Annotated in this window: 20 protein-coding genes; 13 read left to right on the top strand and 7 right to left on the bottom strand. The window is 71.4% G+C overall.

What is annotated here, in order from left to right; genetic code table 11:
• The first annotated feature begins 142 nt into the window (after window positions 1-142).
• Window positions 143-802 carry a ferritin-like fold-containing protein gene (locus ABD989_RS15610; RefSeq protein WP_246991734.1) on the top strand — a complete coding sequence of 220 codons (660 nt, stop codon included), beginning with the start codon at window positions 143-145 and terminating at the stop codon, window positions 800-802.
• A 32-nt stretch (window positions 803-834) separates the two neighbouring features.
• Window positions 835-1,068: a DUF3107 domain-containing protein gene (locus ABD989_RS15605; RefSeq protein WP_246991733.1), complete on the top strand. Its 234-nt coding sequence runs from the start codon at window positions 835-837 to the stop codon at window positions 1,066-1,068.
• 40 nt (window positions 1,069-1,108) lie between these two features.
• Here ABD989_RS15605 and fasR read toward each other — a convergent pair whose 3' ends face one another.
• Window positions 1,109-1,843, bottom strand: coding sequence for an HTH-type transcriptional activator FasR (gene fasR, locus ABD989_RS15600; RefSeq protein WP_345314165.1), 735 nt, complete (start codon window positions 1,841-1,843; stop codon window positions 1,109-1,111).
• 102 nt (window positions 1,844-1,945) lie between these two features.
• Between fasR and ABD989_RS15595 the strand changes: the two genes are divergently transcribed.
• From ABD989_RS15595 to ABD989_RS15585, 3 genes are all read left to right on the top strand, one after another.
• Entirely contained in the window at window positions 1,946-2,920 is a 975-nt protein-coding gene (locus ABD989_RS15595; RefSeq protein WP_246991729.1) for a DUF3152 domain-containing protein, read from the top strand.
• On the top strand, window positions 2,917-4,104 hold the full coding sequence (moeZ, locus tag ABD989_RS15590; protein WP_246991727.1) for an adenylyltransferase/sulfurtransferase MoeZ: 1,188 nt from the start codon (window positions 2,917-2,919) through the stop codon (window positions 4,102-4,104). Before ABD989_RS15595 ends, moeZ begins: the two co-directional genes overlap by 4 nt.
• A 105-nt stretch (window positions 4,105-4,209) precedes the next feature.
• On the top strand, window positions 4,210-5,067 hold the full coding sequence (locus ABD989_RS15585) for a TIGR02569 family protein (protein WP_246991726.1): 858 nt from the start codon (window positions 4,210-4,212) through the stop codon (window positions 5,065-5,067).
• On the opposite strand, the gene ABD989_RS15580 is transcribed toward ABD989_RS15585, so the two are convergent.
• Complete coding sequence (locus ABD989_RS15580; RefSeq protein WP_345314164.1) at window positions 5,064-5,399, bottom strand: MGMT family protein; 336 nt, start codon at window positions 5,397-5,399, stop codon at window positions 5,064-5,066. The two genes, ABD989_RS15585 and ABD989_RS15580, sit on opposite strands and share 4 nt — an antisense overlap.
• 3 nt (window positions 5,400-5,402) lie before the next feature.
• Complete coding sequence (locus tag ABD989_RS15575; RefSeq protein WP_345314163.1) at window positions 5,403-6,185, bottom strand: alpha/beta hydrolase; 783 nt, start codon at window positions 6,183-6,185, stop codon at window positions 5,403-5,405.
• A 36-nt stretch (window positions 6,186-6,221) separates the two neighbouring features.
• Here ABD989_RS15575 and ABD989_RS15570 point away from each other — a divergent pair, with 36 nt between their 5' ends.
• The 7 genes from ABD989_RS15570 to ABD989_RS15540 all read left to right on the top strand — a co-directional run bounded on the left by ABD989_RS15570 (window position 6,222) and on the right by ABD989_RS15540 (window position 18,039).
• A complete protein-coding gene (locus tag ABD989_RS15570) occupies window positions 6,222-9,599 on the top strand; it encodes an ATP-dependent helicase (protein WP_345314162.1) in 3,378 nt (1,125 codons plus the stop codon).
• Window positions 9,592-12,939: an ATP-dependent helicase gene (locus ABD989_RS15565; RefSeq protein WP_246991718.1), complete on the top strand. Its 3,348-nt coding sequence runs from the start codon at window positions 9,592-9,594 to the stop codon at window positions 12,937-12,939. Before ABD989_RS15570 ends, ABD989_RS15565 begins: the two co-directional genes overlap by 8 nt.
• Before the next feature lie 39 nt (window positions 12,940-12,978).
• Window positions 12,979-14,049 (top strand): potassium channel family protein, encoded by a 1,071-nt coding sequence (locus ABD989_RS15560; protein ID WP_246991716.1) that lies wholly within the window; start codon window positions 12,979-12,981, stop codon window positions 14,047-14,049.
• Window positions 14,050-14,053: 4 nt separating this feature from the next.
• A complete protein-coding gene (gene nudC, locus ABD989_RS15555; RefSeq protein ID WP_246991714.1) occupies window positions 14,054-14,995 on the top strand; it encodes an NAD(+) diphosphatase in 942 nt (313 codons plus the stop codon).
• A complete protein-coding gene (locus ABD989_RS15550; RefSeq protein WP_372493084.1) occupies window positions 14,983-15,225 on the top strand; it encodes a mycoredoxin in 243 nt (80 codons plus the stop codon). Before nudC ends, ABD989_RS15550 begins: the two co-directional genes overlap by 13 nt.
• 58 nt (window positions 15,226-15,283) lie before the next feature.
• Complete coding sequence (locus tag ABD989_RS15545; protein ID WP_345314161.1) at window positions 15,284-17,284, top strand: ATP-dependent helicase; 2,001 nt, start codon at window positions 15,284-15,286, stop codon at window positions 17,282-17,284.
• Window positions 17,285-17,736: 452 nt separating this feature from the next.
• On the top strand, window positions 17,737-18,039 hold the full coding sequence (locus ABD989_RS15540; protein ID WP_246991708.1) for a WhiB family transcriptional regulator: 303 nt from the start codon (window positions 17,737-17,739) through the stop codon (window positions 18,037-18,039).
• Between the two features lie 40 nt (window positions 18,040-18,079).
• Here the strand turns inward: ABD989_RS15540 and ABD989_RS15535 are convergent, their stop codons facing one another.
• From ABD989_RS15535 to ABD989_RS15525, 3 genes are all read right to left on the bottom strand, one after another.
• Window positions 18,080-19,426 (bottom strand): ABC1 kinase family protein, encoded by a 1,347-nt coding sequence (locus ABD989_RS15535; RefSeq protein ID WP_246991706.1) that lies wholly within the window; start codon window positions 19,424-19,426, stop codon window positions 18,080-18,082.
• Window positions 19,332-20,351 carry a hypothetical protein gene (locus ABD989_RS15530; protein WP_345314160.1) on the bottom strand — a complete coding sequence of 340 codons (1,020 nt, stop codon included), beginning with the start codon at window positions 20,349-20,351 and terminating at the stop codon, window positions 19,332-19,334. The genes ABD989_RS15535 and ABD989_RS15530 overlap by 95 nt, the downstream gene beginning before the upstream one ends.
• A gap of 74 nt (window positions 20,352-20,425) precedes the next feature.
• Window positions 20,426-21,835 carry a zinc-dependent metalloprotease gene (locus ABD989_RS15525; RefSeq protein WP_246991702.1) on the bottom strand — a complete coding sequence of 470 codons (1,410 nt, stop codon included), beginning with the start codon at window positions 21,833-21,835 and terminating at the stop codon, window positions 20,426-20,428.
• Window positions 21,836-21,890: 55 nt separating this feature from the next.
• On the opposite strand from ABD989_RS15525, the gene ABD989_RS15520 reads away from it, so the two are divergent.
• The gene (locus ABD989_RS15520; protein WP_246991700.1) at window positions 21,891-22,931 is read left to right on the top strand and encodes a YlbL family protein; all 1,041 of its coding nucleotides are present in this window, start codon (window positions 21,891-21,893) and stop codon (window positions 22,929-22,931) included.
• 23 nt (window positions 22,932-22,954) lie between these two features.
• Here the strand turns inward: ABD989_RS15520 and ABD989_RS15515 are convergent, their stop codons facing one another.
• Window positions 22,955-23,446 (bottom strand): PPA1309 family protein, encoded by a 492-nt coding sequence (locus ABD989_RS15515; RefSeq protein ID WP_246991698.1) that lies wholly within the window; start codon window positions 23,444-23,446, stop codon window positions 22,955-22,957.
• Window positions 23,447-23,480 lie beyond the last annotated feature (34 nt).

The raw sequence follows: 23,480 nt of genomic DNA, 5'->3' as shown, positions 1-23,480 counted from the left end.
TCCACGGGGTCCCGAGAATCGGTGGGGTCGCCGGCGTGAGCGATCTTGGTGCGCGCTCATAAGTTCGACGGGCACAGCGGAAAAACTCCCGGCTGCGACCTGCGTCTGGTCACAGTGTAGCCCGTTGCCTACGCTGACTCCCATGCCGAACACGCCCGCAGCGCCCGAGAACCCCGTCGTCGTGACCCTGTGCGAGATCTTTCTCGCCGGCGAGTACGCCGCTGTCGCACGGCTGATCTCCGAAGGGGCGATGGCGCCGACCACCGCCGATCGGGTGGCCCTGCTGCGCATGACCGGTTCGGAGATCAACCATTTCCAGGTGCTCGCCGAGCAGGTCACGGCCGCCGGGCGCGACGTCGCCGACGCCGTCGACCAGCATGTTGACGTATTCAACCGCTATCACAAGGTCACCGACCCCTCCACCTGGCTGGAGGTGCTGGTCAAGATGTATATCGGCGACGGCATGTCGGCGGACTTCTTCGCCGAGATGGTCGATCACCTGCCGGAAGAGGTACGTGACACATTCGGCGAGGTGATGGCGGACACATCGTCGTCGGAGTGGGCGTGCGAGCAGGTGCGGGCGGCCGTCACGGCCGATCCGGCGGTGGCGGCGCCGCTGACGCTGTGGGGTCGTCGACTGCTCGGCGAGGCCATCACGCACATGCAGTGGGTGCTCGCCGAAGACCCCGACGTGACCGACCTGCTCTTCTCCGGCACCGGCTCGCTCACCGACGTGGCGACCTTCTTCGACTCGATCGCGGAGCGACACGGGGAGCGGATGCGCGCCCTCGGCCTCGCGTGAGCGCGGCGGGGCCTGCAGTAGGATTCGACACCATGAGCGTTGAGGTCAAAATCGGTATCGAGAACACCGCACGGGAACTGTCGCTGTCGACGACGGAGAAGGCCGACAAGGTGTACAAGTCCGTCGCGGACGCGTTGGCCACCGGCGAGGGCGTGCTGGAACTGACCGACGAGAAGGGCTCCCGCGTCCTGGTGCCGGCAAGCAAGATCTCCTACGTCGAGGTCGGCAGCTCGGAGAGCCGCCGGGTGGGCTTCGGCGCTTCCTGACCTTCGCCCCGAGGGCCCACTCGGTCGCGACCTATTCGGTCTACTCCACGGTTTCTGCGGCGTCGCTGCCCTCGGCAGCGGCGCCGCCGGCATCTGCGGAGTCAGCCCCCGCAGCGATGCCGGTCTCGCCGTCGATGCGCGGGACACCGGACAGGCCGTGCCACAGCAGGGCCACGGTCACCTCGACGGCCTCGGCCTTCTCGATCGGCCGGTTGGCCTCGAGCCAGTAGCGCGCGTTCACCTGGCTGGCGCCGACCATGCCGGCGGCGAGCATGCGGGAGCGGTGCGGGTCCAGGCCGGAGTCGGTCATCACGAGGCCGTAGACCGCGTCCACGCACGCTTCGCTGGCGCCCTCGACGCGACGGATCACCGCCGGATCCTTCGCATCGGAGGAGAAGATCAGGCGGTAGCCGGAGTTGTCCTCGTCGATGAAGTCGAAGAAGGCACCGACGGCGGCGCGGACGCGCTGGTGATTGTCGGTGGTGGTCAGCAGCGCGCGGTTCACATCGGAGACCAGCTTCTCGGCGTGCGAGTCGACGACGGCGATGTACAGGTCGAGCTTCGACGGAAAGTGCTGATACAGAACGGGTTTGCTGACGCCCGCCGCGGCGGCGATCTCGTCCATACCTGCGCTGTGGTAGCCGCGTTCGACGAAGATCTCGCTGGCCGCATCGAGCAGTTGGCGGCGTCGCGCGCTGCGCGGGAGACGAGTGCTGCTCCGATACTGGGCGGCGCCTCCGGCGCCCGAGGAAGCAGAGAAATCAGCGGCTGACATGGCTAGCAGCGTACTCGCCGCCCCGGCCGCGCCGAACGGGGTGCACGTCGAAACGACGGGGCGGATGCGGTATGGTACCCCGTGCTGTGAGACAGTTGGGACGTGACTGCTACACCTCCACCTGGCCCGACGCGGCCCCGACGCCCGCGGCCCGATCAGCCGTTGCGGGCCCGTTGGGATCCGATCGGTGAGCGCGACGAGGACTCCGAGGAGCGCAAACGCGGCGCTGTGAGCGGTTTTCTGCACGCCTACGGGTGGCGTGCCTACGCCATCGGCGTGCTCGCGGTGCTGACCGTCGTCCTGCTGGTCGTGACGATCACCGACGACGGTTCCGGCGACGCACAGGTGGCCGCGCCCATCGATCCGAAGGCGCGCAACGTCGACGTCGCGCAGGAGACCACGGCGATCGGTGCGCCGACCGCCGACATCGCCGCCGCGGCGCTGCCTGCCGGTGCGCTGCCCGCGGGCGGGGCGTTCACGGTCAAAGGGGAGCAGGTCTTCTCCGTGGTGCCCGGTACCACCGACAAGCTGGGTCACGGCAACGAGGTGTACACCTACACCGTCGAGGTGGAGGACGGACTGAATCCGCAGAACTTCGGCGGTGACAAGAGTTTCGCCAAGCTCGTCGACGCGACGCTGGCCAACCCGAAGAGCTGGATCGGCGGCGGCAAGGTCGCCTTCCGGCGCATCGACAAGGGGGAGCCGGATCTGCGGATCTCGCTGACCTCCACGGCGACCTCGCGCGATCTGTGCGGCTACCAGATCAAGCTGGAGACGTCGTGCTTCTACCCGCCGGAGGGCCGGGTGGTGCTCAACGAGGCGCGCTGGGTGCGCGGTGCCTCGGCCTTCGGCGGCGACGATCTGGCCTACCGCCAGTATCTGATCAACCACGAGGTCGGCCACGGTATCGGCTACGAACACCATCTGCCGTGCGAGCAGAACGGCGGGCTCGCGCCGATCATGATGCAGCAGACCTTCGGTACGTCCAACAGCGAGATCATGGCGCTCGATCCGGAGATGAAGGCGAACCGGACGTACACCTGCCGAGCGAGCGCCTGGCCCTACCCGGACAAATGACCCCGGCGTCCGCGCTGCCGCCGCTCGTCGAGCCGGGGCCCGAGCTGACCGCCGAGGAGATCGCGCGGTACAGCAGGCACCTGATCATTCCCGACGTCGGGGTGGCGGGTCAGCGTCGTCTGAAGAACGCGCGCGTCCTCGTGATGGGGGCGGGCGGCCTCGGCTCGCCGACGCTGCTCTACCTGGCGGCGGCGGGCGTGGGCACGCTGGGCATCGTCGACTTCGACGTGGTCGACGAATCCAATCTGCAGCGACAGATCCTGCACGGCGTGGCCGACGTGGGGCGCGCGAAGATCGAATCGGCGCGGGACGCGATCGCCGCGATCAATCCGCTGGTTCGGGTGGAACTGCACGACGTCGTGCTCACCAACGATAATGCGGTGGAGCTGTTCGGTCGCTACGACCTGATCCTGGACGGCACCGACAACTTCGCCACCCGCTACCTGGTGAACGACGCCGCGGCGCTCGCGCACAAGCCGTACGTGTGGGGCTCCATCTTCCGGTTCTCCGGTCAGGTGTCGGTGTTCTGGGAGGACGCACCGGACGGGCGCGGCCTCAATTATCGCGACCTGTACCCGCAGGCGCCGCCGGCCGGACTGGTGCCGTCGTGCGCCGAGGGCGGCGTCTTCGGGCTGCTCTGCGGCACCATCGGTTCGCTGATGGGCACCGAGGCGATCAAGCTGCTCTGCGGCATCGGCGATCCGCTGCTGGGGCGCCTGCTGATCTACGACGCGCTCGCGATGACGCACCGGACCGTGCGGTTCGCGCGCGATCCGGACCGCGCGCCGATCACCGCGCTGATCGATTACGACGCGTTCTGCGGCATCCCCGCCGTCGTCGACGCCGACACCGCGGCCGACACGTCGTCGATCACGCCGCTGCAGCTGCGCGCCGAACTCGACAGCGACGATCCGCCGGTGCTGATCGACGTGCGCGAACCGGTCGAATGGGAGATCGCGGCGCTGCCCGGCGCCCGGCTGGTGCCGCGCGGCGACATCGTCGACGGTCGGGCGTCGGCCCAGATCCCGCGCGAGGGTCGGGTGGTCCTGTACTGCAAGACCGGGATCCGTTCGGCGCAGGCGCTGGCGGCGCTGCGGGCGGCCGGACTGGACCGGGTGGTGCACCTGGAGGGCGGCATCCTGGCGTGGGCGCAGCAGGTGGACCCCGAGATGCCGACCTACTGACTCCGCCTCCGTCCTGCGCGGCGGGGTGGATCACCGCTGATCGGCGACGCGCGGGCCGGTGTGGCACCCGGAAACCGAGCGCTTGCCTGGGTAGTCTGTGGCATCGTGACCACGATCGCCGCGCCACCGGAACAGGTGCTGACCACCTTCGGTCTGACCGCGCACCCGCCCATCGCCATGGAAGGCAGCGGCGTGCTCGGCTGGCGCGTCGGCGAAGTGGTCCTGACCCTGGTGCCCGACCACGCGCGGGCCGCCTGGTCGGCGAACGCCCGGGAGAACCTGTACGTGGAGGGCATGCGGATCGCCCGCCCGCTGCGCGCCACCGACGGCCGCTATGTGGTCTCCGGCTGGCGCGCCGACACCTACGTGGCGGGCAGCCCGGAACCGCGGTACGACGAGGTGCTGGCCGTCGCCGATCGCCTGAACGCCGCGCTGGCCAAGCTCGAACGTCCGCGTTTTCTGCTGCAGCCGCCGGCGCCGCCGTTCGACGACGTCGACGTCTTCAACGCCGCCGACCGCGGCGCCTGGGAGGAGCCGCCCCTGCGGTCCGCGCGCGGGGCGGGCATGCCGACCCCGACCGAGGACGACGGCGATGCCTCCGTCGCGGCGATCAAGGAACTCGCCGGTCTGCGTCGACCGGTCAAGATGACCCAGCAGGTGGTGCACGGCGACCTCTTCGGGACCGTGCTGTTCGCCGGTGCCGCGGCCCCGGCGATCACCGACATCGTGCCGTACTGGCGCCCGGCGTCGTGGGCGTCGGCGGTGGTCGTGGTCGACGCGCTCGCCTGGGGCGGGGCCGACGACGAGCTCATCGAGCGCTGGTCGCACCTGGAGGAGTGGCCGCAGATGCTGTTGCGCGCCACCATGTTCCGGCTCGGCGTGCACGCGCTGCACCCGCGTTCCACCGCGGGCGCCCTGCCCGGTCTGCTGCGGGTCGTCGACAAGGTCCGACTGCTCGTTTAGCTTTCCGTTCGTCGTCCGCGTGAGTCCGGTTCACGGAGCAGGCGAGTGCGGCACTCGCGCAACAGGATTCGTCCGTCGTGGATCGGAACCCCTTCGGCGGCAAGGAGATCCAGTTGGCGGGTCGCCTTGTCGATGGTGGGCCGACCGGACGCAGGCACCACACGCTGCCACGGCAGGTCGGCGCCGTCGGTGCGCAGGATCCACCCCACCTGGCGCGGATTGGTGAGACCGGCGGCCTCGGCCAGGTCCCCGTACGTGCTGACCTCGCCGGGCGGGATCGCCGCGATCAGCGCGCGGACCGTTTCGATCTGGGCGTCGCTGATCCTGGCCATCGGCTAGAGCACCTCCCGGATCAGCGCGGCCACCGTGTCGGGCGCGAGAAAGGGCACCATGTGTTCGGTGTCGACGTGCGTGACCCGCACGGTGTCGGCGCGGTCGGCGGCGCACGCGGCGAGGAAGTCGGCGGTGACGAAGGGCGGCTGCACCCGTGCCGCCACGACGACCCGGGTGGGCACCTGTGCCGGCGGCAACAGCGCCGGACGCGCCAGTTCGCTCCACGCGGCGGTGGCGGCCGGGGCGCACACCCGCCAGGCCACTCCGTCGCCGTCCTCGATCAGATGGTCGACGATCTCCCCGTCGAGGATGTTCGCGTGCACCGCGCCCCAGCCCTCGGCGCGTTTGGCGGCCTGCGCGGTGGCCGCATCGGGGTAGCCGCGGTAGGTAATGCTGTTCTGCGCCATCGCCAAGGCGAATTCCGGGTCCAGGCCCTGCGCGGGGTCCAGCAGCACCAGGCCGTCGACCAGGTCGGGGCGGTCGTGCGCCAGTCGCAGGGCCACGGCGGCGCCGAACGAGTGGGCCACCACCGTCAGCGGCCGCCGCTCGCGGGGGACGTGCGCCTCGACGGCGTCGGCGACGGCCGCGGCGTGATCCTCGATCGACCACGGCGGCGTCCATGGCGAATGTCCGTGCCCGAGCAGGTCCGGTGCCACCACCCGCAGCTCGGGCAGCAGCGGTGCCAGATGCTCCCAGCGCTTGCCGTGCCCGGTGAGACCGTGCAGAGCCAGCACGGTCGGCGCGTCGGCGGGTCCGAACAGATGGGTGTGGAGGGCGCGGGCCATGTCATCAGTGTCGCAGGGGCGTGCTTCCATGGGCGTATGGCCACCGCGCAGACTCGATTGATCGCCTCCCCGGCACCGTTCGAGCTGCCCGCCCGCACCTGGCCGGCGGAAGCGGCGGCGCTGTTGACACCCGGGCATCAGGCCGACCCCGAACGCCCGTGGCGGCCGTATCGGGTGCGCGGCGGACCCGGCACCGGCAAGACCGCGCTGCTGATCGACGTCGCCGTCGCCCGACTGCTCGACGACGCCGCCGACCCCGAATCGGTCCTGGTGTTGACCGCCAACCGCCGGTCGGCGGTGGCTGTGCGCAGCGAGATCACCCGGCGCGTGCTCGCGGCCGGGCACTCGCGGACCGGCGCGGCCCTGCGCGAGCCGCTCGTGCGGACCGTCCACTCGTACGCGTTCGCGGTGCTGCGCTTGCAGGCCAGCGCGCACGGCAATCCGCCGCCCCGGTTGATCACCGGATCCGAGCAGGACGTGATCCTGCGCGAACTGCTCGCCGGCGACCTCGAAGACGGCGCCGCGTACTGGCCGGCGTCGCTGCGTCCGGCGCTGGCCACCGACGGCTTCGCCCAGGCCCTGCGCGATCTGCTGATGCGGGCCGCCGAGCGCGGCCTGGGGCCGGAAGACCTGATGGCACTGGGGCGCGAGCACGCGCGGCCCGAGTGGGCGGCGGCGGGACGCGCCTTCGCCCAGTACGAGCAGACCATGCTCCTGCGCGGGGCGGTGGGCATCGACTCGCCGGAAGCCGGTCCGCAGGCGGTCGATGCCGCCGAACTGGTGGGCTCGGCACTGTCGACCTTCGCCCTGGAACCGCACCTGCTGGCCGATCAGCGCGCCCGCATCCGACACCTGCTGGTCGACGACGCCCAGCACCTGGACCCGCAGGCCGCCCGGCTGGTGGAGCTGATCGGCACCGGCGCCGATCTCACGGTGATCGCCGCCGACCCCGACCAGTCGATCTACTCCTTCCGCGGTGCCAGTCCGCGCTTCTTCGCCGAACTGCCCGACGGCCGGGATGTGGTGCTGACGCAGAGTCACCGCGCCGCGGGAGAGGTGCCGACGGTGGGTCGCGCGCTGGCCGCCCGACTGCCCGGCGCCCGTTCGCAGCCGTTCCCCGACCCGGCGCCGGGTCCCGGTGCCGCGTCGGTGCGGGTGTTCTCCTCGGCCGCCAAAGAGGCGACCGCGGTGGCCGACCTGCTGCGGCGCGCGCACCTGTTCGACGACGTGCCGTGGTCGGAGATGGCGGTGATAGTACGCTCGGTGCCGCGGATGCTGCCCGCGCTGCGGCGCGCCTTCTCCTCGGCCGGAGTACCGGTGGTGACGCCCACCAGCGACCTCCCGCTGTTCCGGCAGCGCGCGGTGGAGGCCTTCGCGCTCGCCCTACGGGCCGGCAGCTCCCCGGAGCTGCTGGGCCCCGACGACGTGGTGACCCTGTTGTCCGGGCCGATCGGTGCGGCCGGCCCGGGTCAGTTGCGTCGACTCCGGCGCGGTGTCCGTCGGTTGCACGAGGAGGGCAAGGTGGTCGTCGAACCGGCGGCCCCGGCGGTGCCCGACGTCGACGGACCGCCCCACACCGTCGAAGACGGACCGCCCCACACCGTCGACGACGGACCGCCCGACTCGCTCAGCGCTTTGGCCGCAGCCCTGGCCGATCCCGATCGGGCCGCGCCCTACCTGGCCGGTCTCACCGAGTTCGAGGCGCAGCCGCTGGCCCGGACCCTGAAGGTGGTGCGGGCCGCGTGGGCCGCCGACCGCGGCGGACTCGGCGTGGAGGAGACGCTGTGGAGGTCCTGGCAGGCGTCCGGCCTCGAACGCACCTGGCTGCTCCGGTCCCTGCGCGGCGACCGGGCGGGCGGGCAGGCCGACCGCGACCTCGACGCCATGCTGGCGCTGTTCGAGGCGGCCGCGTCGTACACCGACAACGTCCCCGCGGGCGGGCTGAGCGGCTTCCTGCACTACCTGAGCCAGCTGCAGATCCCGCGCGAATCGCGCACGCCCGCCGCCGCGGCCGACGCGGTGCAGCTGCTGTCGGCGCATTCGGCGGCCGGCCGCGAGTGGGAGGTGGTCGCCGTGGCCGGGGTGCTCGACGGGCTGTGGCCGTCGCTGCGCAGTCGGGGCAGCGTCCTGGGCACCCCCGCGCTGCTCGACGTGCTGGACGGGCTCGACGCGCAGGCCGTGGACACCGTCTCCCGGAACGCCCAACTGCTGGCCGACGAACGCCGCCTCCTGCTGGTGGCGTGCACCCGCGCGCGCAGTCAGCTGCTGGTCACCGCGGTGGAGGACGGCACCGGCGATGCCTCGCCGTCGAGGTTCGTGCCGGAGATCGCCGACGCCCTCGGTGGCTACGGTGCCGACCACGACCGCCACGGCGACCAGGCCGACGAGATCCCGCTCGACGGCGGGCTGCGCCGCCTGCTGTCGTTGCCGTCGATGGTGGCCGAGTTGCGCGCGGCCCTCGTCGATCCGGACACCACCGCGGTGCGGCGCGAGGCGGCCGCCGCGCTGCTGGCCGAGCTGGCCGACGCCGAGGTGCCCGCGGCCCCGCCGCAGCAGTGGTACGGCCTGCTCGACCCGTCCAGCGGCGCCCCGCTGTGGACGCCGGACCAGGGCGCGCTCACGCTGTCGCCGTCGACCGTCGACTCGCTCACCAGCTGCTCGTTGCGCTGGATGCTCGAACGGCACGGCGGGCGCGACGGCGACGCCGAACCGGCGGTGACCGGCACCCTGGTGCACACGCTGGTGCAGGCGGTGGCCGGGCAGCTCGACCACGCCGAGGTCACCACGGCCCTGCACGAGATCTGGGACCGCGTCGCCTCGCCCGCCGCCTGGTTCAGCGAACGCGAGCTGCGGCGCGCGGAGACCATGCTCACCAACTTCCGGGACTGGCTGGAGTATTCGCGGTCCGAACTCACCGAAGCCGCCGTCGAGGTGGCGCTGACCGCCGCGGTGCCGCCCGGCGTCGACGCCGACGGCCGCCCGGACGAGCTGCCGGTGACCCTCACCGGACGCATCGACCGGTTGGAGACCGACGATCTGGGCCGTCCGGTGGTGATCGACGTGAAGACCGGCAAGACCGTGATCACCGCCGCTGACGCGGCCGCCCACCCGCAGTTGGCCGCCTACCAGTTGGCGCTGCTGCTCGGCGGTGTGGAAGGGCTGCCCGCGGGCACCACCGGCGGCGGCCGACTGGTGTACGTGGCCACACCGAACCGCAAGACCGGCGCCGCCGAACGCGTGCAGGAGCCGCTGACGCCCGAGCAGGTGGACGAATGGGTGGCGGTGGTGCGCGGCGCGGCGCGCGCCGGGATCGGGCCCGGTTTCGTCGCCTCCGTCAACTCCGGCTGCCAACACTGCGGGCTGGTCACCAGCTGTCCCGCCCAACTCCGCGGGAAGGCGGTCATCGATGACTGAACAGCCCTCTGCGCCGCACCCGTCCGGCCTGATCGGCGCTCGGGTGCTGGCGGGCGCGCTCGGTCTGCCGCTGCCCACCGACGAGCAGGTCGAGGTGATCGAGGCGCCGCTCGAACCGATGCTGGTGGTGGCCGGGGCCGGTGCGGGCAAGACCGAGACCATGGCGTCGCGGGTGGTGTGGTTGGTGGCCAACCGACTGGTGGCCCCCGACGAGATCCTCGGCCTCACCTTCACCCGGAAGGCGGCCAGCGAGCTCGGCGCGCGCATCCGCCGTCGTCTCGCCATGCTCGCCGGCTCGTCGGCCCTGCACGACTGGGATCCGGGCGGGGAACTACGGCAGGTGCTGCGCAGCGCCGACGCCGAGGTCAGCACCTATCACGCCTACGCCGGGCGGCTGATCGCCGACTACGGGTTGCTGCTGCCGGTGGAACCGTCGTCCACGCTGCTCAGCGAGACCGAACTGTGGCAGCTGGCCTTCTCGGTAGTCACCTCCTGGCCGCACGAGCTGAACACCCCCAAGGTGCCGTCCAGCGTCACCGAGGCGGTGCTGAATCTGTACTCGGAGATGGCCGAGCACCTCGTCGACGACGACGCGCTGCGCGCGGCCGGTACCGACCTGTACACCCTGATCGACACGCTTCCGAAGGGGCCGCGCCAGCGCGCCGAGCCCAGTCAGGCGCTGCGCGGGGTGCAGGCCGTGATCGACGAGCGCCGCGAGTTCCTGCCACTGGTCACGGCGCTGCGAGCCAAGATGGCCGAGCAGGGCGCGCTGGACTTCGGCAGCCAGATGTCGCTGGCCGCGCGACTGGTCACCACCCACCCCGAGGTGGTCGCGACCGAACGCGGCGGCATCAAGGCGGTCCTGCTCGACGAATACCAGGACACCGGTCACTCGCAGCGGCTGCTGCTGTCGGCGCTGTTCGGCGGGGCCGGGCAAGCGCCGGTCGCGGTCACCGCGGTGGGCGACCCCATCCAGTCGATCTACGGGTGGCGCGGCGCGTCGGCGGCCAATCTGCCGCGCTTCGCGCACGACTTCCCGCGTCCGGTGGACGAGCCCGGCGGCTGGGCGCCCGCGCACCGTCGGGAACTGCTCACCAGCTGGCGGAACTGTCAGGGCACGCTGTACCTGGCCAACGAGGTCTCGGCGCAGCTGCGGGCCCGCGGGGTGCCGGTCTCCACGCTGCGTCCGCGCGACGGGGCCCCGGAGGGCACGGTGCGGCTCGCGCTCACCGAAACGGTCGACGACGAGCGCCGGTGGATCGCCGACCACGTGGAGGCCGCCTACCGGGACGCCGAGGGTCGCGGGGAGCAGCCGCCGACCGTGGCGGTGCTGGTGCGCCGCAACGAGGACTCCGCGCCGATGGCGGCCGAGATCTCCGAGCGCGGCATCCCCGTCGAGGTGGTCGGCATCGGCGGCCTGCTGCACGTCCCGGAGATCACCGACATCGTGGCGACCCTGACCCTGATGGCCGACCCGATGGCCGGGACCGCCGCCATGCGTCTGCTCACCGGTGCCCGCTGGCAGCTCGGCGCCGCCGACCTGTCGGCGCTGTGGCGCCGCGCGCGGGAACTGGCCGCGCGCCGCCTGGACCCGGTGTCCGGTGCCGTCGCCACGCGCGAAGAACTCGATTCCGCGCTGGCGGCCTCGCTGCCCGCCGAGTCCGTCGACGCCGCCGGACTCGGCGATGCCCTCGTCGATCCGGGGGAGGCGGAGCGGTACACCGCCGCCGGCTACCAGCGGGTGCGGGCGTTCGGTCGCGAGCTGGAGCGTCTGCGGCGGCGGATCGGCCAGCCGCTGCCGGAGCTCGTCGCCGACGTCGAACAGACCATCGGGGTGGCCGTCGAGGCCCAGCTGCGGGCCCGCCGCATGCGCGGTGCGATCACCGGCCGCGAACACCTCGACGCCTTCGCCGAATACGTGGCCGCCTACGCCGAGCGGCCGGGAGCCACGCTGCCCGGCCTGCTGAGCTTCCTCGACGCCGCCGAGTCGGTGGAGAAGGGACTCGAGGCCGGGCAGGTGGAAGTGGCCGAGGACCGCGTGCAGATCCTCACCGTGCACGCCGCCAAGGGGCTGGAATGGGACATCGTCGTGGTGCCGCACCTGGCGCGCGGCATCTTCCCGAGCGCCAAGGCCGACACCACCTGGCTGGGTTCGGCGCGGGAGCTGCCCGCAGCTCTGCGCGGGGACCTGAGCCAGGACGACACCGAAGGCTTTCCGTCGCTGCGGCTCGCCGGGCTCGGCGACCGCAAGGAACTCGAGGAAGCGCTCACCGAGCACAAGGAGGCAATCAAGGCGCGCCGCCTCGACGAGGACCGGCGGCTGCTCTACGTGGCCCTGACCCGCGCCAAGGAGACGCTGCTGGTGACCGCCCATCACTGGTCGGCCACCGGCGACAAGCCGCGCGGCGGCTCGGACTTCTACCTCGAACTGGTGGAGCTGGTGGCCGCCGCCGATTCGCCGGCGCTCACCGTCGACGTCGACGCGCCCGTCCCCGAGGACGGCGTGGAGAACCCGATGACGCTCGAACCGGTGAGTGCGGCCTGGCCGGTGGACCGCTTGGGCGATCGGCGCGGAGCGCTGCTGGCGGCGGCGCGCGCGGTGGACGAGGCGCGGGCCGAGCGGGCCCTGGTGCCGCGACCGGCGCCGCCCACCGACGACCCGGAGATTCTGGCGTGGCGGGCGGAGGTGGAGGCGCTGCTGGCCGAACGCCGCCGGTCCGCGGCCGAGGCCGTCGACGTCGAACTGCCCGGACAGATGTCGGTGAGCCAGCTCGTGGAGCTGGGCACCGACGAGGCCGCCTTCGCCGCGCGGCTGCGTCGCCCCGTCCCGTTCCGGCCCAATCCGATGGCGCGTCGCGGCACCGCCTTTCACGCCTGGGTGGAACGCCGCTTCGGCGCCACCCGGCTGCTCGACCTGGACGAGCTGCCCGGCGCCGCCGACGAGACCGCTGTCGACGACGACCTCGAAGTGCTGCGCGCCGCGTTCCTCGCCTCGCCGTGGGCCGACCGGACACCCCTGGAAGTGGAAGTGGGCTTCGAGACGGTGATCGGATCGACGGTGGTGCGCGGCCGGATGGACGCGGTCTTCGCCGACGGCGACGGCTACCTGGTGGTGGACTGGAAGACCGGTGCGGTGCCCGAACCCGCCAAGCGGGGCGCGCTGGAACTGCAGTTGGCCGCCTACCGGGTGGCGTGGGCGCGGCTGCGCGGCGTCGATGTCAGCGCGGTCCGCGCCGCGTTCGTCTACGTCCGCCACCATTACACGCTGGAACCGGACCGGCTGCCGGACGCGACGGAGCTGGCGGCACTCTTGGCCGTCGAGCCCGCATCGATCGAGTAGCCTTCACAGACGTGAGGACGACCACGCGCGAGGCCTGTGATGCGTAAGCGCCTGCGGATGTCCCGGCTCACCGGCGACGACCTGTTCGACAAGCCCGATTACGCGCTCGTGGGCATCGTCAAGATCCCGGAACTGGAGAAGAGTCCGGCGCGCGCCATCGGCCGCCGCGTGCTCTGGGCGCTGCTGGCGTTGTTGCTGTGCTCGCTGGTGGTCTACATCGACCGGTCCGGCTACCGGGACGCCAAGGGCACCACGCTCAGCTATCTCGACGCGCTCTATTACTCGGCGGTGACGCTGTCGACCACCGGCTACGGCGACATCACGCCGATCACCGAGTCGGCCCGCCTGATCAACGTCCTGTTCATCACCCCGCTGCGCGTGCTGTTCCTGATCGTGCTGATCGGTACCACCCTGGAGGTGCTCACCGAGCGGTCGCGGCAGGCCATCAAGATCCAGAACTGGAGGAATCGGGTGCGCAATCACACCGTCGTCATCGGTTACGGCACCAAGGGGCGGACCGCCACCGCGGCCGTCCTCGCCGACGGCGTGCGACCGAGCGAAGTGGTGGTGGTCGACGAGGACCAGGCCGCCCTCGACGTCGCTGCCGCGCACGGCCTCGTCACGGTCCGCGGCGACGCCACCAAGTCCGACGTGCTGCGACTGGCCGGTGTGCAGCACGCCGCGGCCCTGGTGATCGCGGCCAACCGCGACGACACCGCCGTGATGGTGACCCTCACCGCGCGCGAGTTGAATCCGCGCGCCAAGATCGTGGTCTCCATTCGCGAATCGGAGAACACCCACCTGATGCGCCAGTCCGGCGCCAACTCGGTGGTGGTGTCCTCGGAGACCGCCGGCCGCCTGCTCGGCATCGCGACCATCACCCCGTCGGTGGTGGAGGTGGTCGAGGACCTGCTCAGCCCGGAGGAGGGCTACGCCATCGCCGAGCGCGAGGTGGAGCCGTCGGAGACCGGCGGTTCGCCCGCACACACCCGCGACCTGGTGCTCGGCGTGGTGCGCGACGGCACGCTGTACCGCGTCGGCGACTCGCACGTGGAGGAGATCGAAGAGGGCGATCGGCTGCTCTACGTGCGTCAGGGCGGGCGGGCCTGATCCGATGGCCGCCTTCGCGTTCCAGACGCCCCCGCTGCTGTCCCAAGCGGTCTTCGACCGTGCCGATCATCTGCGCGACGACGCCGAGCGACTGGCCGCCGGATGGGCGCGCGCCCAAGTCCTGCTGGTCGACGAGCGCGGTCGCTACCCGGTCGACGCGACGGGCGCGCTGCGCTGGACGTCGGCCGTCGACGTGGGTGCCCAGCCGGTCGCCGATGCCGTGTTCCTCGGGGTGCTCGGCGAGACCGACCTGTGGGCGCTGCGCCGCGGCGAGGTCGCCGAGCCGTTGGGCGAGCCGCGCAGCGGCGCCCACCTGCTCTCCGGCGACGAGGCCGGTCTGGTCGCCACCGCGCTCGGCGTCCTCAACTGGCACCGGTCCGCTGCGTTCTCACCGTCCGACGGCAGCCCGACCACGAGCGATCGCTCCGGCTGGGTCCGCCGCACCGCGGGCGGCACCGAGGAGTATCCGCGGACGGATCCCGCGGTGATCATGGTGGTCCACGACGGCTCCGACCAGATCCTGCTCGGCCGCCAGCACGCCTGGCCGCGCCCGTGGTTCTCCACCCTCGCCGGCTTCGTCGAACCCGGAGAGTCGTTGGAGCAGTGCGTGATCCGCGAGGTGGCCGAGGAGGTCGGCGTCGTCGCGCATTCACCGCAGTATGTCGGGTCGCAGCCCTGGCCCTTCCCGCGATCGCTGATGCTCGGCTTCGAGGCGACCGCCGATCCGGCCCAGCCCGTGGAACTGCTCGACGGCGAACTCGCCGAGGCGCAGTGGTTCACCCGCGACCAGGTGCGCGAGGCACTCGAGGCCGACGCGGACTGGGGCAGCGGCAGCGACGAGACGGCGCTGATGCTGCCGCCGCCGGTGTCGATCGCGCGGTCGCTGATCACCAGCTGGGCGGTTGCCCGCACGCGGCCTCTAGAATGGTCCGTATGGCCGATCTGACTGTCTACACCACCTCCTGGTGCCCGTTCTGCAGCCGCCTCAAGGGTGGGCTGGACCGCAACAAGATCGAGTACACCGAGATCGATATCGAAGCCGACCCGGAGGCCGCCGCGTTCGTCGGCAGCGTCAACGGCGGCAATCACGTGGTCCCCACGGTGAAGTTCGCCGACGGCTCCACCAAGACCAATCCGGGCATCGGCGAGGTCATGAGCCAGCTCGGTCTGCTCTGACCGCTGGCCCACCGCGCTCGCGGCCACCGATGTCGGTGCCGCGTGAGAATCTCGTGCCATGACTCGTCCAGATAGACCCGGGCAATCGGGCATCCGCGACGGGCTGGACCCGCAGCAGCTCGAGGCCGTGCTCGCACCGCGCGGGCCGGTGTGCGTGCTCGCCGGTGCGGGCACCGGCAAGACCCGCACCATCACCCGCCGCATCGCCGCGCTGGTCGATTCCGGTCAGGTCAACCCCAGCCAGGTCCTGGCCGTCACCTTCACCGCCCGCGCCGCCGCCGAGATGCGCGACCGGCTCGGAGCGCTCGGGGTGTCCGGGCCCGGCGGCCAGGTCTCCGCCCTCACCTTCCACGCTGCCGCGCTGCGCCAGCTGCGCTACTTCTGGCCGCTCGCCTTCGGCGATACGCGCTGGGAGCTGATGGACAGCAAGTTCCCGATGGTGCGCCGTGCCGCCCGCGAGGTGGGCCTGGACACCGCCGACCGGGAACTGATCCGCGACCTGGCCGGGGAGATCGAATGGGCCAAGTCGAGCCTCATCGGTCCGGAGGGGTACGCCGCGCGCAGCGCCGGCCGCGATGTGCCGATCCGCGCCGAACTGATCGGGCAGGTCTTCGCCGCCTACGAGGAGGGCAAGCTCCCGTCGTCGGGGGACTGGCTCTTCGACTTCGAGGACCTGATCATCTATACCGCCGAGGTGCTCGGCAGCACGCCGTCGATTGCCGAGGAGTTCCGGTCGCGCTACCGCAGCTTCGTCGTCGACGAGTATCAGGACGTGACCCCGGCGCAGCAGCAGTTGCTGAACGCGTGGCTCGGTGGACGCGATGATCTGACCGTGGTGGGCGACGCCAACCAGACCATCTACAGCTTCACCGGGGCCACCCCGGACTACCTGCTCGACTTCACGCGCACCTACCCGGAGGCCACGCTGGTGCGCCTGGAGCGCGACTACCGCTCCACCCCGCAGGTGGTGGCGCTGGCCAACGGCGTCATCGAGAAGGCGAAGGGCCGGGTGGCCGGCACCCGCCTCGAGCTGATCGGCATGCGCCCGAGCGGCCCGGAGCCGGTGTTCGCCGAGTACCCGGACGAGAACTCCGAGGTGGTCGGGGTGGTGGCCGAGATCAAGCGTCTGCTGCGGGCCGGTGTCGACGCCGACGAGATCGCCGTGCTGTACCGCATCAATGTGCAGTCCGAGGGCTACGAGGAAGCGCTGAGTGCGGCCGGCATCGCCTATCGCGTGCGCGGCGACCAGGGCTTCTTCGAACGACCCCAGGTGCGGGCGGCGCTGCGGCGTCTCGGGACGCTGGCGCAGGGCGCTCCTCCGCCGATGGCGCCCGCGCAGGCCGTGCGGGCCGCGCTGTCGCCGCTGGGCTACGCCGAGTCCGAGCCGTCCGGCGTCCAGACCAAGGTCAATTGGCAGCAGATGACGCGGCTCGTCGAACTGGCCGACGAGGTGCTCGCCGAACGGCCGGACCGCACCTTCGCCGACCTGGTGCGCAGCCTGCACGACCGCGCCCGCACCGGCGGCGACGAGCAGCGCGGTGTCACCCTCGCGTCCCTGCACGCGGCCAAGGGGCTCGAGTGGGACGCGGTCTTGATCACCGGCGTGCACGAGGGGTCGGTGCCGCTCGGGCGGGCCAGTAAGTCGCCCGAGGAGGTCGAAGAAGAGCGGCGCCTGCTCTACGTCGGCGTCACGCGTGCGCGGCAGCACCTGCACGTGTCGTGGTCGCTGGCGCGCAACGAGGGCCGCGCGGCCACGCGTCGTCGTTCCCGCTTCCTCGACGGTCTGGTGCCCCACGAGAAGTCGGCCCCGACGCTGCCGGAGGCGTCCACCGGTCCCGACAAGGCGGTCTTCGAGGCGCTCAAACAGTGGCGGAGCGACTACGCCGCCGAGAACGAACTCGCCGAAGTGAACGTGTGCAGCGGCAACGTGCTCAAGCAGCTCGCCCGGATCCTGCCCGCCGACACCGGCGCACTGAGTCGCGTCAGCGGCATGACCGCCGACCGCGTCGACGCGATCGGCACTCCGATCCTCGCCGTGATTGCCGCCCACCGCTCCTGACACTCCCAGCCTCCGCCGCGTGTCGCGACCCTGTTGCCGAGTCGCCGTCGGGGCTCCTGGATCGACGCGCGAACAGCGTCGCGAAGTCGGCTAGCTAGGGAGTGTCGTCGCAGGTCAAAAATAGATTGTGCGCCGCCGGGCGGTCGGCGTACCCTGGTCGACGTTGACCACCGCTTCGCGATCGAGGAAGGAATCGTTCCGATGAAGATTCATCTGGCCCATGGCGCCCATCTGGCAGCAGCACGCGTACCGGCGGCTGCGCGAGCGCGCCGGCGATTCCCCGTGGCCCCCACTGGCGGCCCGTCGATCCAGTTGAGTATCTGACGGACTGACCGAGTCTCTGTACCGGCCGCGGCGAATCGCTTCAGCGAATCCCCGCGGCCGTGATCTTTCTGCTCCGGCCCGGGGCTTCGCACACGGATCCCTCTGACCCACCTGCGAAAGCCCACTTCATGACCATCACCGATCTACCCACCATCGAATCGTTCCCGTCCGATTGCGACCCGGCACCCGGCCGCCTGAAACAGCTCGAACTTCCCTGCCAGAGCGGCGACGCCGACCTGTGGTTTGCGGAGGACCCCGCCGACCTCGAGGCTGCGAAAGCCCTGTGCGCACGGTGCCCGCTGCAGCGGCCGTGCCTCGCCGAAGCCGTCGACCGCGGCGAGCCGTGGGGCGTCTGGGGCGGCGAGATCTTCGACCGCGGCGTCGTCATCGCCCGCAAGCGCCCCCGGGGCCGCCCCCGCAAGAACGCCTAGTGCCACGGGGCACTAGTCCGCTCTCGGCCCTTCGGCGAGTTCAGGGAGCGGGTTCGACCGGGGCGTCCTCGTCCTCCACCAGACCCGGCACCCAGCGGTACATGATCTCGCGGTAGGGGGCCTCGGCGTCGAGCTGCGCGGCGATACCGACGCAGCCGAGCAGTACGCGGAAAACCATCACGTACTCCTTCGGCAGGTTGAGAAGCCGGGAGGTCTTGTAGACGTCGCCGCTGACGTCGGTCGCCTTGCCGGCCGCCCGCTGCAGCCACTTCCGGGTGAAGTGGAACGAGTCGGTGTACAGCGGATCGACGTACGGCTGCAGGTACTTCGCCAGGTCGTCGCCGCTGACCTTGTCGGCGTACTGCGGGCGAATGAAGTTGTGCTGCACCAGAAGTTCGCGGAGCTCGTCGTACTTCTGGTCCCGGGCCAACGCCAGAATCGGGCCGGTCTCGGCGGGCAGGCCGTCCGGGTACTCGCCGATCGCACCGAAGTCGAGGATGCCGAAGCGGCCGTCGTCGAGCACGAAGAAGTTGCCGGGGTGCGGATCGCCGTGCAGCAGTCCGACGCGGGCCGGGGAGCTGAACTCGAACGTGGTCATCTTGGTGGCGGCCGCATTGCGCTGCTCGCGCGTGCCGTCGGTGATGATCTTGCTCAGGCGGGTGCCCTCGATCCATTCCGAGACCACCACCTTGGGGGCGCTGGCGACCACCTTCGGTACCACGAAGTCCGGGTCGCCGTCGAAGGCCTTCGCGAAGGCCCGCTGGTGGTCGGCCTCGGCGATGTAGTCCAGCTCGTCTTCGGTACGGTCGATCAGCTCGTCGATCATCGCCTTGGCATCGGTGCCGGGCGACAGCTTCTGGATCAGACCGGACATCCGGCTCAGGGTCTTGAGGTCCGCCTTGAGCGCCTGGTCGGCGCCCGGGTACTGAACCTTGACGGCGACGACGCGACCGTCGGCCCAGACCGCTTTATGGACCTGGCCGATACTGGCCGACGCGGCGGGCTCGTCGTCGAACGACGCGAACCGCTCCCGCCAGCGGGTGCCGAGCTGCTGGTCGAGAACCTTGTGCACGGTCTCGATCGGCATCGGCGGCGCTTCGGCCTGCAGTTTGGTGAGCGCCTCGCGGAACGGCCCCCCGAACTCCTCGGGGACGGCAGCCTCCATGATCGAGAGGGCCTGGCCCACCTTCATGGCGCCGCCCTTGAGCTGCCCGAGCACCTCGAAGAGCTGTTCGGCGGTCTTCTCCATCAGCTCGGCGCTGACTTCGTCTTTGCTCTTGCCGGCAAGTCGTTTACCGAATCCTGCCGCTGCTCGCCCCGCCATGCCGAGCGGTAGTGCCGCCAGCTTGGCATTGCGGCGGCCCTGTCCCCGTGTGATGTCGCTCAACGCTGTCCTTTCGCCTGCTCTGAGAGTAGTGGACGCGCGGTCGAGGCGGCAGGGTGGCCGGGACCGATCGGCACCCGCAGCGAGGATGCGGCGGTGCCGCGACCAGCGTGGTTCCCGCCGGCGAGGAGTGGATCTGAAGCCGATGGTTCAGGGTCTGCGGCGGCGACGTGTCGCGCATCCGGAGTCGACGGGCGATACCGGCGACCTCCTGGCAGGTGAGCGCCGCGGTGACGGCGAGGTCGTCGGGAGCCGCGTCGACGCCGACCACCGCGAGCTGCGCCGCCAGCCGCGGCCACTCCGGATCCAGTTCGGCGCGGTGCAGATCGGCACAGCGCAGACAACTCGACAGGCCGGGCAGCACCAGCGGTCCGACCAGGCCCACGCCGTCGTGCACGACGACCGGCAGGTGCGGGGTGCGCGCTGCCATCAGCGCGAGCCGCACCGGCGGATCGACGATCAGCCGATCGGCCAGCAGCAGCAGGTTGCAGTCGAAGCGCCGCGACGGGTGCAGCGCACCCGGACCCAGTGTCTGCGAGACCACCGGGATGTCGAGGGCGGCCAGCCCGTCGGCGAGTCGTGCCGCCAGCGGTCCGCGACCGTGGATCCGCACCCGAAGGTGCGGGGCGTCTGGTCCGGCCGGCGGCTCCGCCTTGCCCGCCGCGACCAGTCGCTGCAGCAACGCGGACAACGCAGCCATGGTGAGGCCGGCCGCCCGCGCCCGCGCACTGAGCTGGGCGCGGGTAAGCGGGCGACGCAGGTCGTCGAGCAGTTGGGCCACGGCGGGCGCGTCGGCGGGCGGCTCCAGCGTCAGGACGAGCGCCGAGGACGGTTCGCCGCCGATGTGCAGCCGTCCGTCACCGCGCGGCAGGATCGGGGTGCCCGCACTGATCACCGGCAACAGCTGGTCGGAAGTCGTGTGCCCCATGGAGCACACGGTGTCACCGTGGGCGCGGCCCGTCGAGAGCGTTGTCCACAGGCCGACCGCTCAGGACCGACGGCTCAGGCGTCGTCGTCCCCGCGCGCTTTGCGCTCTTCCTCGATGGTGCGCTCGAGCTCCGCGATCGGATCGTCGAACGCTCCGGTGCCGCCGCCGATCACGCGATCGATGAAGGCGGCCGGCTCGTCGAGATCGGTCGAATCGGGGAGCAGGTCGGGGTGCGCCCAGACACCGTCGCGGACGTCGTTGCCCGCCGCAGCGCCGGACTCGCCGACGGCCTGCGCCAGACGACGCCACAGCTCGCCGGCCTCCCGCACCTTGCGCGGTCGCAGATCGAGACCGATGAGGGTGGCGAAGGTCTGCTCGGCCGGTCCGCCGGTGGCCCGGCGACGACGCATCGTCTCGGTGAGCGCAGCGGTCGACGGAATGCGGTCGCCCAACGCGGCGGTGACGACGTTCTCCACCCAGCCCTCGATCAGCGCGAGCAGCGTCTCCAGGCGGTTGAGCGCCGCCTGCTGTTCCGGGCTGAGGGCGGGCTCGAAAGCCGCCGCCTGGCTCATCAGCTCTTCCATCTTGGCGGGATTGCTGAGCAGTTCCTGCGGATCGACGCCGGCTCCGAGCTGTTCCAGCCCGCTCATGTCCAGGCGGATGCCGCGCGCATAGTCCTCCACGCTGGAGAGCAGCCGTTGCCGCAGCCAGCCGACGCCGGCGAACAGGCGCTGGTGGGCGGCTTCGCGAGCAGCCAGGAACACCACGATCTCCTGACCGGGCACGTCCAGGCCTTCGGCGAACTTCGCGATCGCCTCCGGCAGCAGCGCCGCGGTCCCGGCCGGGGCCAGGGGCAGGCCGATGTCGGTGGAGGTCAGAACGCCGGTGGAGAGGTGCCCGAGGCCCTGCCCCAGCTGGCTGCCGAACATCATGCCGCCGAGCCCGGACATCATCGACAGCATCTGCCCGGCCATCGCCTTGGCCTCCTCGGGCAGCCCGTCCTGCCAGGTGGTCTCCAGCGACGTCGCGATCGGATCGCACAGCAGGCGCCACGTCGGCAGCGTCTGCTCCAACCAGTCGACGGGGGTCCACGCGTGGGTCACGGTGATCCCGGACGGCAGGGCGGTCTGCTCGTCGAGCCACAGTTCGGCCAGGCGCACGGCGTCGGCGACGGCGCGCTCCTCACTCTCCAGCATGGGACGGAAGTCGCCCATCTGCTGGCGGGCCAGGCGGGCGGCGAGGTCGTAGTTCACCGGTCCGGAACCCGCGGCGCCCGGAGCGCCGATCCCGCTGAACATCTGGCCCAGCTGGGTGAACATCTGGCCGAGCTGCGACGGATCGAATCCGGCACCGCCCGCCGCGCCGCCGAACATGGACGGGTCGAAGCCGCCGAAGCCGCCGGCGCCGCTCTCTCGCCGTGCGCGCTCCTTGTCGTCGTCGTCGCGGCCGTCGGACGAGGAGAAACCGAAGGGCAGATCAGTCATGCCACCACGGTACCGGGATCGGACGGGATGCGGCGGCGTCGGTATCCTCGGCCGAATGAGGCTCAACCCTTCGCGTCGCCGGCTGATCACCATCGGTGTCGCGGCGGTCATCCTGATCGCCTTCGTGCTCCTCGGCAGCAATGTGCGCGTGCCGTACGTGGCGCTCAGCCCCGGGCCGACGGTGAACACCCTCGGTGAGGTCGACGGCAAGCCCGTGGTTTCGGTGACCGGGGGCGTCGACAACGACCCGAGCGGCAACCTCAACCTGACCACCGTGTCGCTGACCGACGGTCTCACCCTGTTCCAGGCGCTGGGTCTGTGGTTCTCCAGCGACTACCAGCTGCAGCCGCGGGAACTGTACTTCCCGGCGGGCGTCTCCAACGAGGAAGTGCAGCAGCAGAACACCGCGCAGATGGCGAGCTCGGAGGACAACGCCACCGGCGCCGCCCTGACCTACCTGCAGCGTCCGACGGCGGTCGGGGTCGGACCGATCGCCGACGACAGCCCGGCCCAGGGCAAGCTCGAGGTGAACGACGTGATCCGCGCCCTCGACGGCCAGCCGGTGACCACCGTCGAGCAGGTGCACGAGAAGATCCGCGGTCTCGCGCCGGGCTCGACGGTCGCGGTGACCGTCGACCGCAACGACACCGAGCAAGTGATCGACGTGACGCTCGGCACCCGCCCGGACGATCCGAAGGCAGGCTTCCTCGGCGTGACCCCGAAGGTGGTCAGCGCCGATCCGAACGTCACGATCACCTACAACGTGGGCGACATCGGCGGCCCGTCGGCCGGACTGATGCTGACCCTCGCGGTGATCGACCACCTGACGCCCGACGACCTGGCCGACGGCCGGTTCATCGCGGGCACCGGCACCATCGTGCCCAGCGGCGAGGTGGGGCAGATCGGCGGCATCACGCACAAGCTGGCCGCCGCGCGGGAGGCCGGGGCGACGTCGTTCCTGGTGCCCGCGGCCAACTGCGCCGAAGCCAAGACGGATGCGCCGGACGGTCTGGAGCTGATCAAGGTGGACACCCTGACCAGTGCCGTGGACTCGCTCGGAGCGCTCAAGACCGGAGCGCCGCGCCCGCACTGCTGAACGCCGAACCCCTGAGCCAGGGCTCAGCCTTCGGTGGGTACCTCGTCGAAGGTGGCGGCCAGCGCGTCGAGCAGCTCCGGGGCCAGCTCCGGGTGGGTGCGCAGGTGGTTGGGGGAGTCGGGGTCGTCGGACTCGTCCGGCTGCACGTCGAGCAGCGCCAGACGCGCACCGGTACGCAGCGCGCCGCCGATGAGGCGCGCACGACGGCCGTCGTCGTCTCCGCCGTCCGGCGCCACCACGGTGATCTCGGTGAGCAGTGCCGTGCCGACCACCGCGTCGGGCCAGCCGATGCCGGCCAGCAGGGTGGCGGTGTCGACCGAGGGGTCGTCGACCTCCTGCAGCACCGGGCTGAGTGGCGCGTCATCGCCCTCACCGACCAGATCGGGTGCCTGCAACCGCAGTTCGGCGGTCGGGACGAGAGCGAAAAGCAGGTCGTGCGAGCCCCACGGCAGGTCTGCCGCGTAGGCGGCGCACTGCGCCAGAGCGTTGCCGAGATCGGCTTGGGAGAAGGTCACGGCACCATTGTGACCCGAGCCGGATTCGGAAGCT

This window comes from Gordonia alkaliphila (assembly GCF_039542465.1).
In the GTDB taxonomy this organism is placed as follows: domain Bacteria; phylum Actinomycetota; class Actinomycetes; order Mycobacteriales; family Mycobacteriaceae; genus Gordonia; species Gordonia alkaliphila.
The sequence above is the reverse complement of the archived record's forward strand: the minus strand, read 5'-3'. Positions and strand labels throughout refer to the sequence as shown.

Excerpts from the sequence above, each read along its gene's own strand:
- ABD989_RS15610 (WP_246991734.1), top strand. The coding sequence starts at position 143 with ATGCCGAACACGCCCGCAGCGCCCGAGAACCCCGTCGTCGTGACCCTG.
- ABD989_RS15605 (WP_246991733.1), top strand. The coding sequence starts at position 835 with ATGAGCGTTGAGGTCAAAATCGGTATCGAGAACACCGCACGGGAACTG.
- fasR (WP_345314165.1), bottom strand. The coding sequence starts at position 1,843 with ATGTCAGCCGCTGATTTCTCTGCTTCCTCGGGCGCCGGAGGCGCCGCC.
- moeZ (WP_246991727.1), top strand. The coding sequence starts at position 2,917 with ATGACCCCGGCGTCCGCGCTGCCGCCGCTCGTCGAGCCGGGGCCCGAG.
- ABD989_RS15580 (WP_345314164.1), bottom strand. The coding sequence starts at position 5,399 with ATGGCCAGGATCAGCGACGCCCAGATCGAAACGGTCCGCGCGCTGATC.
- ABD989_RS15575 (WP_345314163.1), bottom strand. The coding sequence starts at position 6,185 with ATGGCCCGCGCCCTCCACACCCATCTGTTCGGACCCGCCGACGCGCCG.
- ABD989_RS15570 (WP_345314162.1), top strand. The coding sequence starts at position 6,222 with ATGGCCACCGCGCAGACTCGATTGATCGCCTCCCCGGCACCGTTCGAG.
- ABD989_RS15565 (WP_246991718.1), top strand. The coding sequence starts at position 9,592 with ATGACTGAACAGCCCTCTGCGCCGCACCCGTCCGGCCTGATCGGCGCT.
- ABD989_RS15560 (WP_246991716.1), top strand. The coding sequence starts at position 12,979 with ATGCGTAAGCGCCTGCGGATGTCCCGGCTCACCGGCGACGACCTGTTC.
- nudC (WP_246991714.1), top strand. The coding sequence starts at position 14,054 with ATGGCCGCCTTCGCGTTCCAGACGCCCCCGCTGCTGTCCCAAGCGGTC.
- ABD989_RS15550 (WP_372493084.1), top strand. The coding sequence starts at position 14,983 with ATGGCCGATCTGACTGTCTACACCACCTCCTGGTGCCCGTTCTGCAGC.
- ABD989_RS15545 (WP_345314161.1), top strand. The coding sequence starts at position 15,284 with ATGACTCGTCCAGATAGACCCGGGCAATCGGGCATCCGCGACGGGCTG.
- ABD989_RS15540 (WP_246991708.1), top strand. The coding sequence starts at position 17,737 with ATGACCATCACCGATCTACCCACCATCGAATCGTTCCCGTCCGATTGC.
- ABD989_RS15530 (WP_345314160.1), bottom strand. The coding sequence starts at position 20,351 with ATGGGGCACACGACTTCCGACCAGCTGTTGCCGGTGATCAGTGCGGGC.
- ABD989_RS15525 (WP_246991702.1), bottom strand. The coding sequence starts at position 21,835 with ATGACTGATCTGCCCTTCGGTTTCTCCTCGTCCGACGGCCGCGACGAC.
- ABD989_RS15520 (WP_246991700.1), top strand. The coding sequence starts at position 21,891 with ATGAGGCTCAACCCTTCGCGTCGCCGGCTGATCACCATCGGTGTCGCG.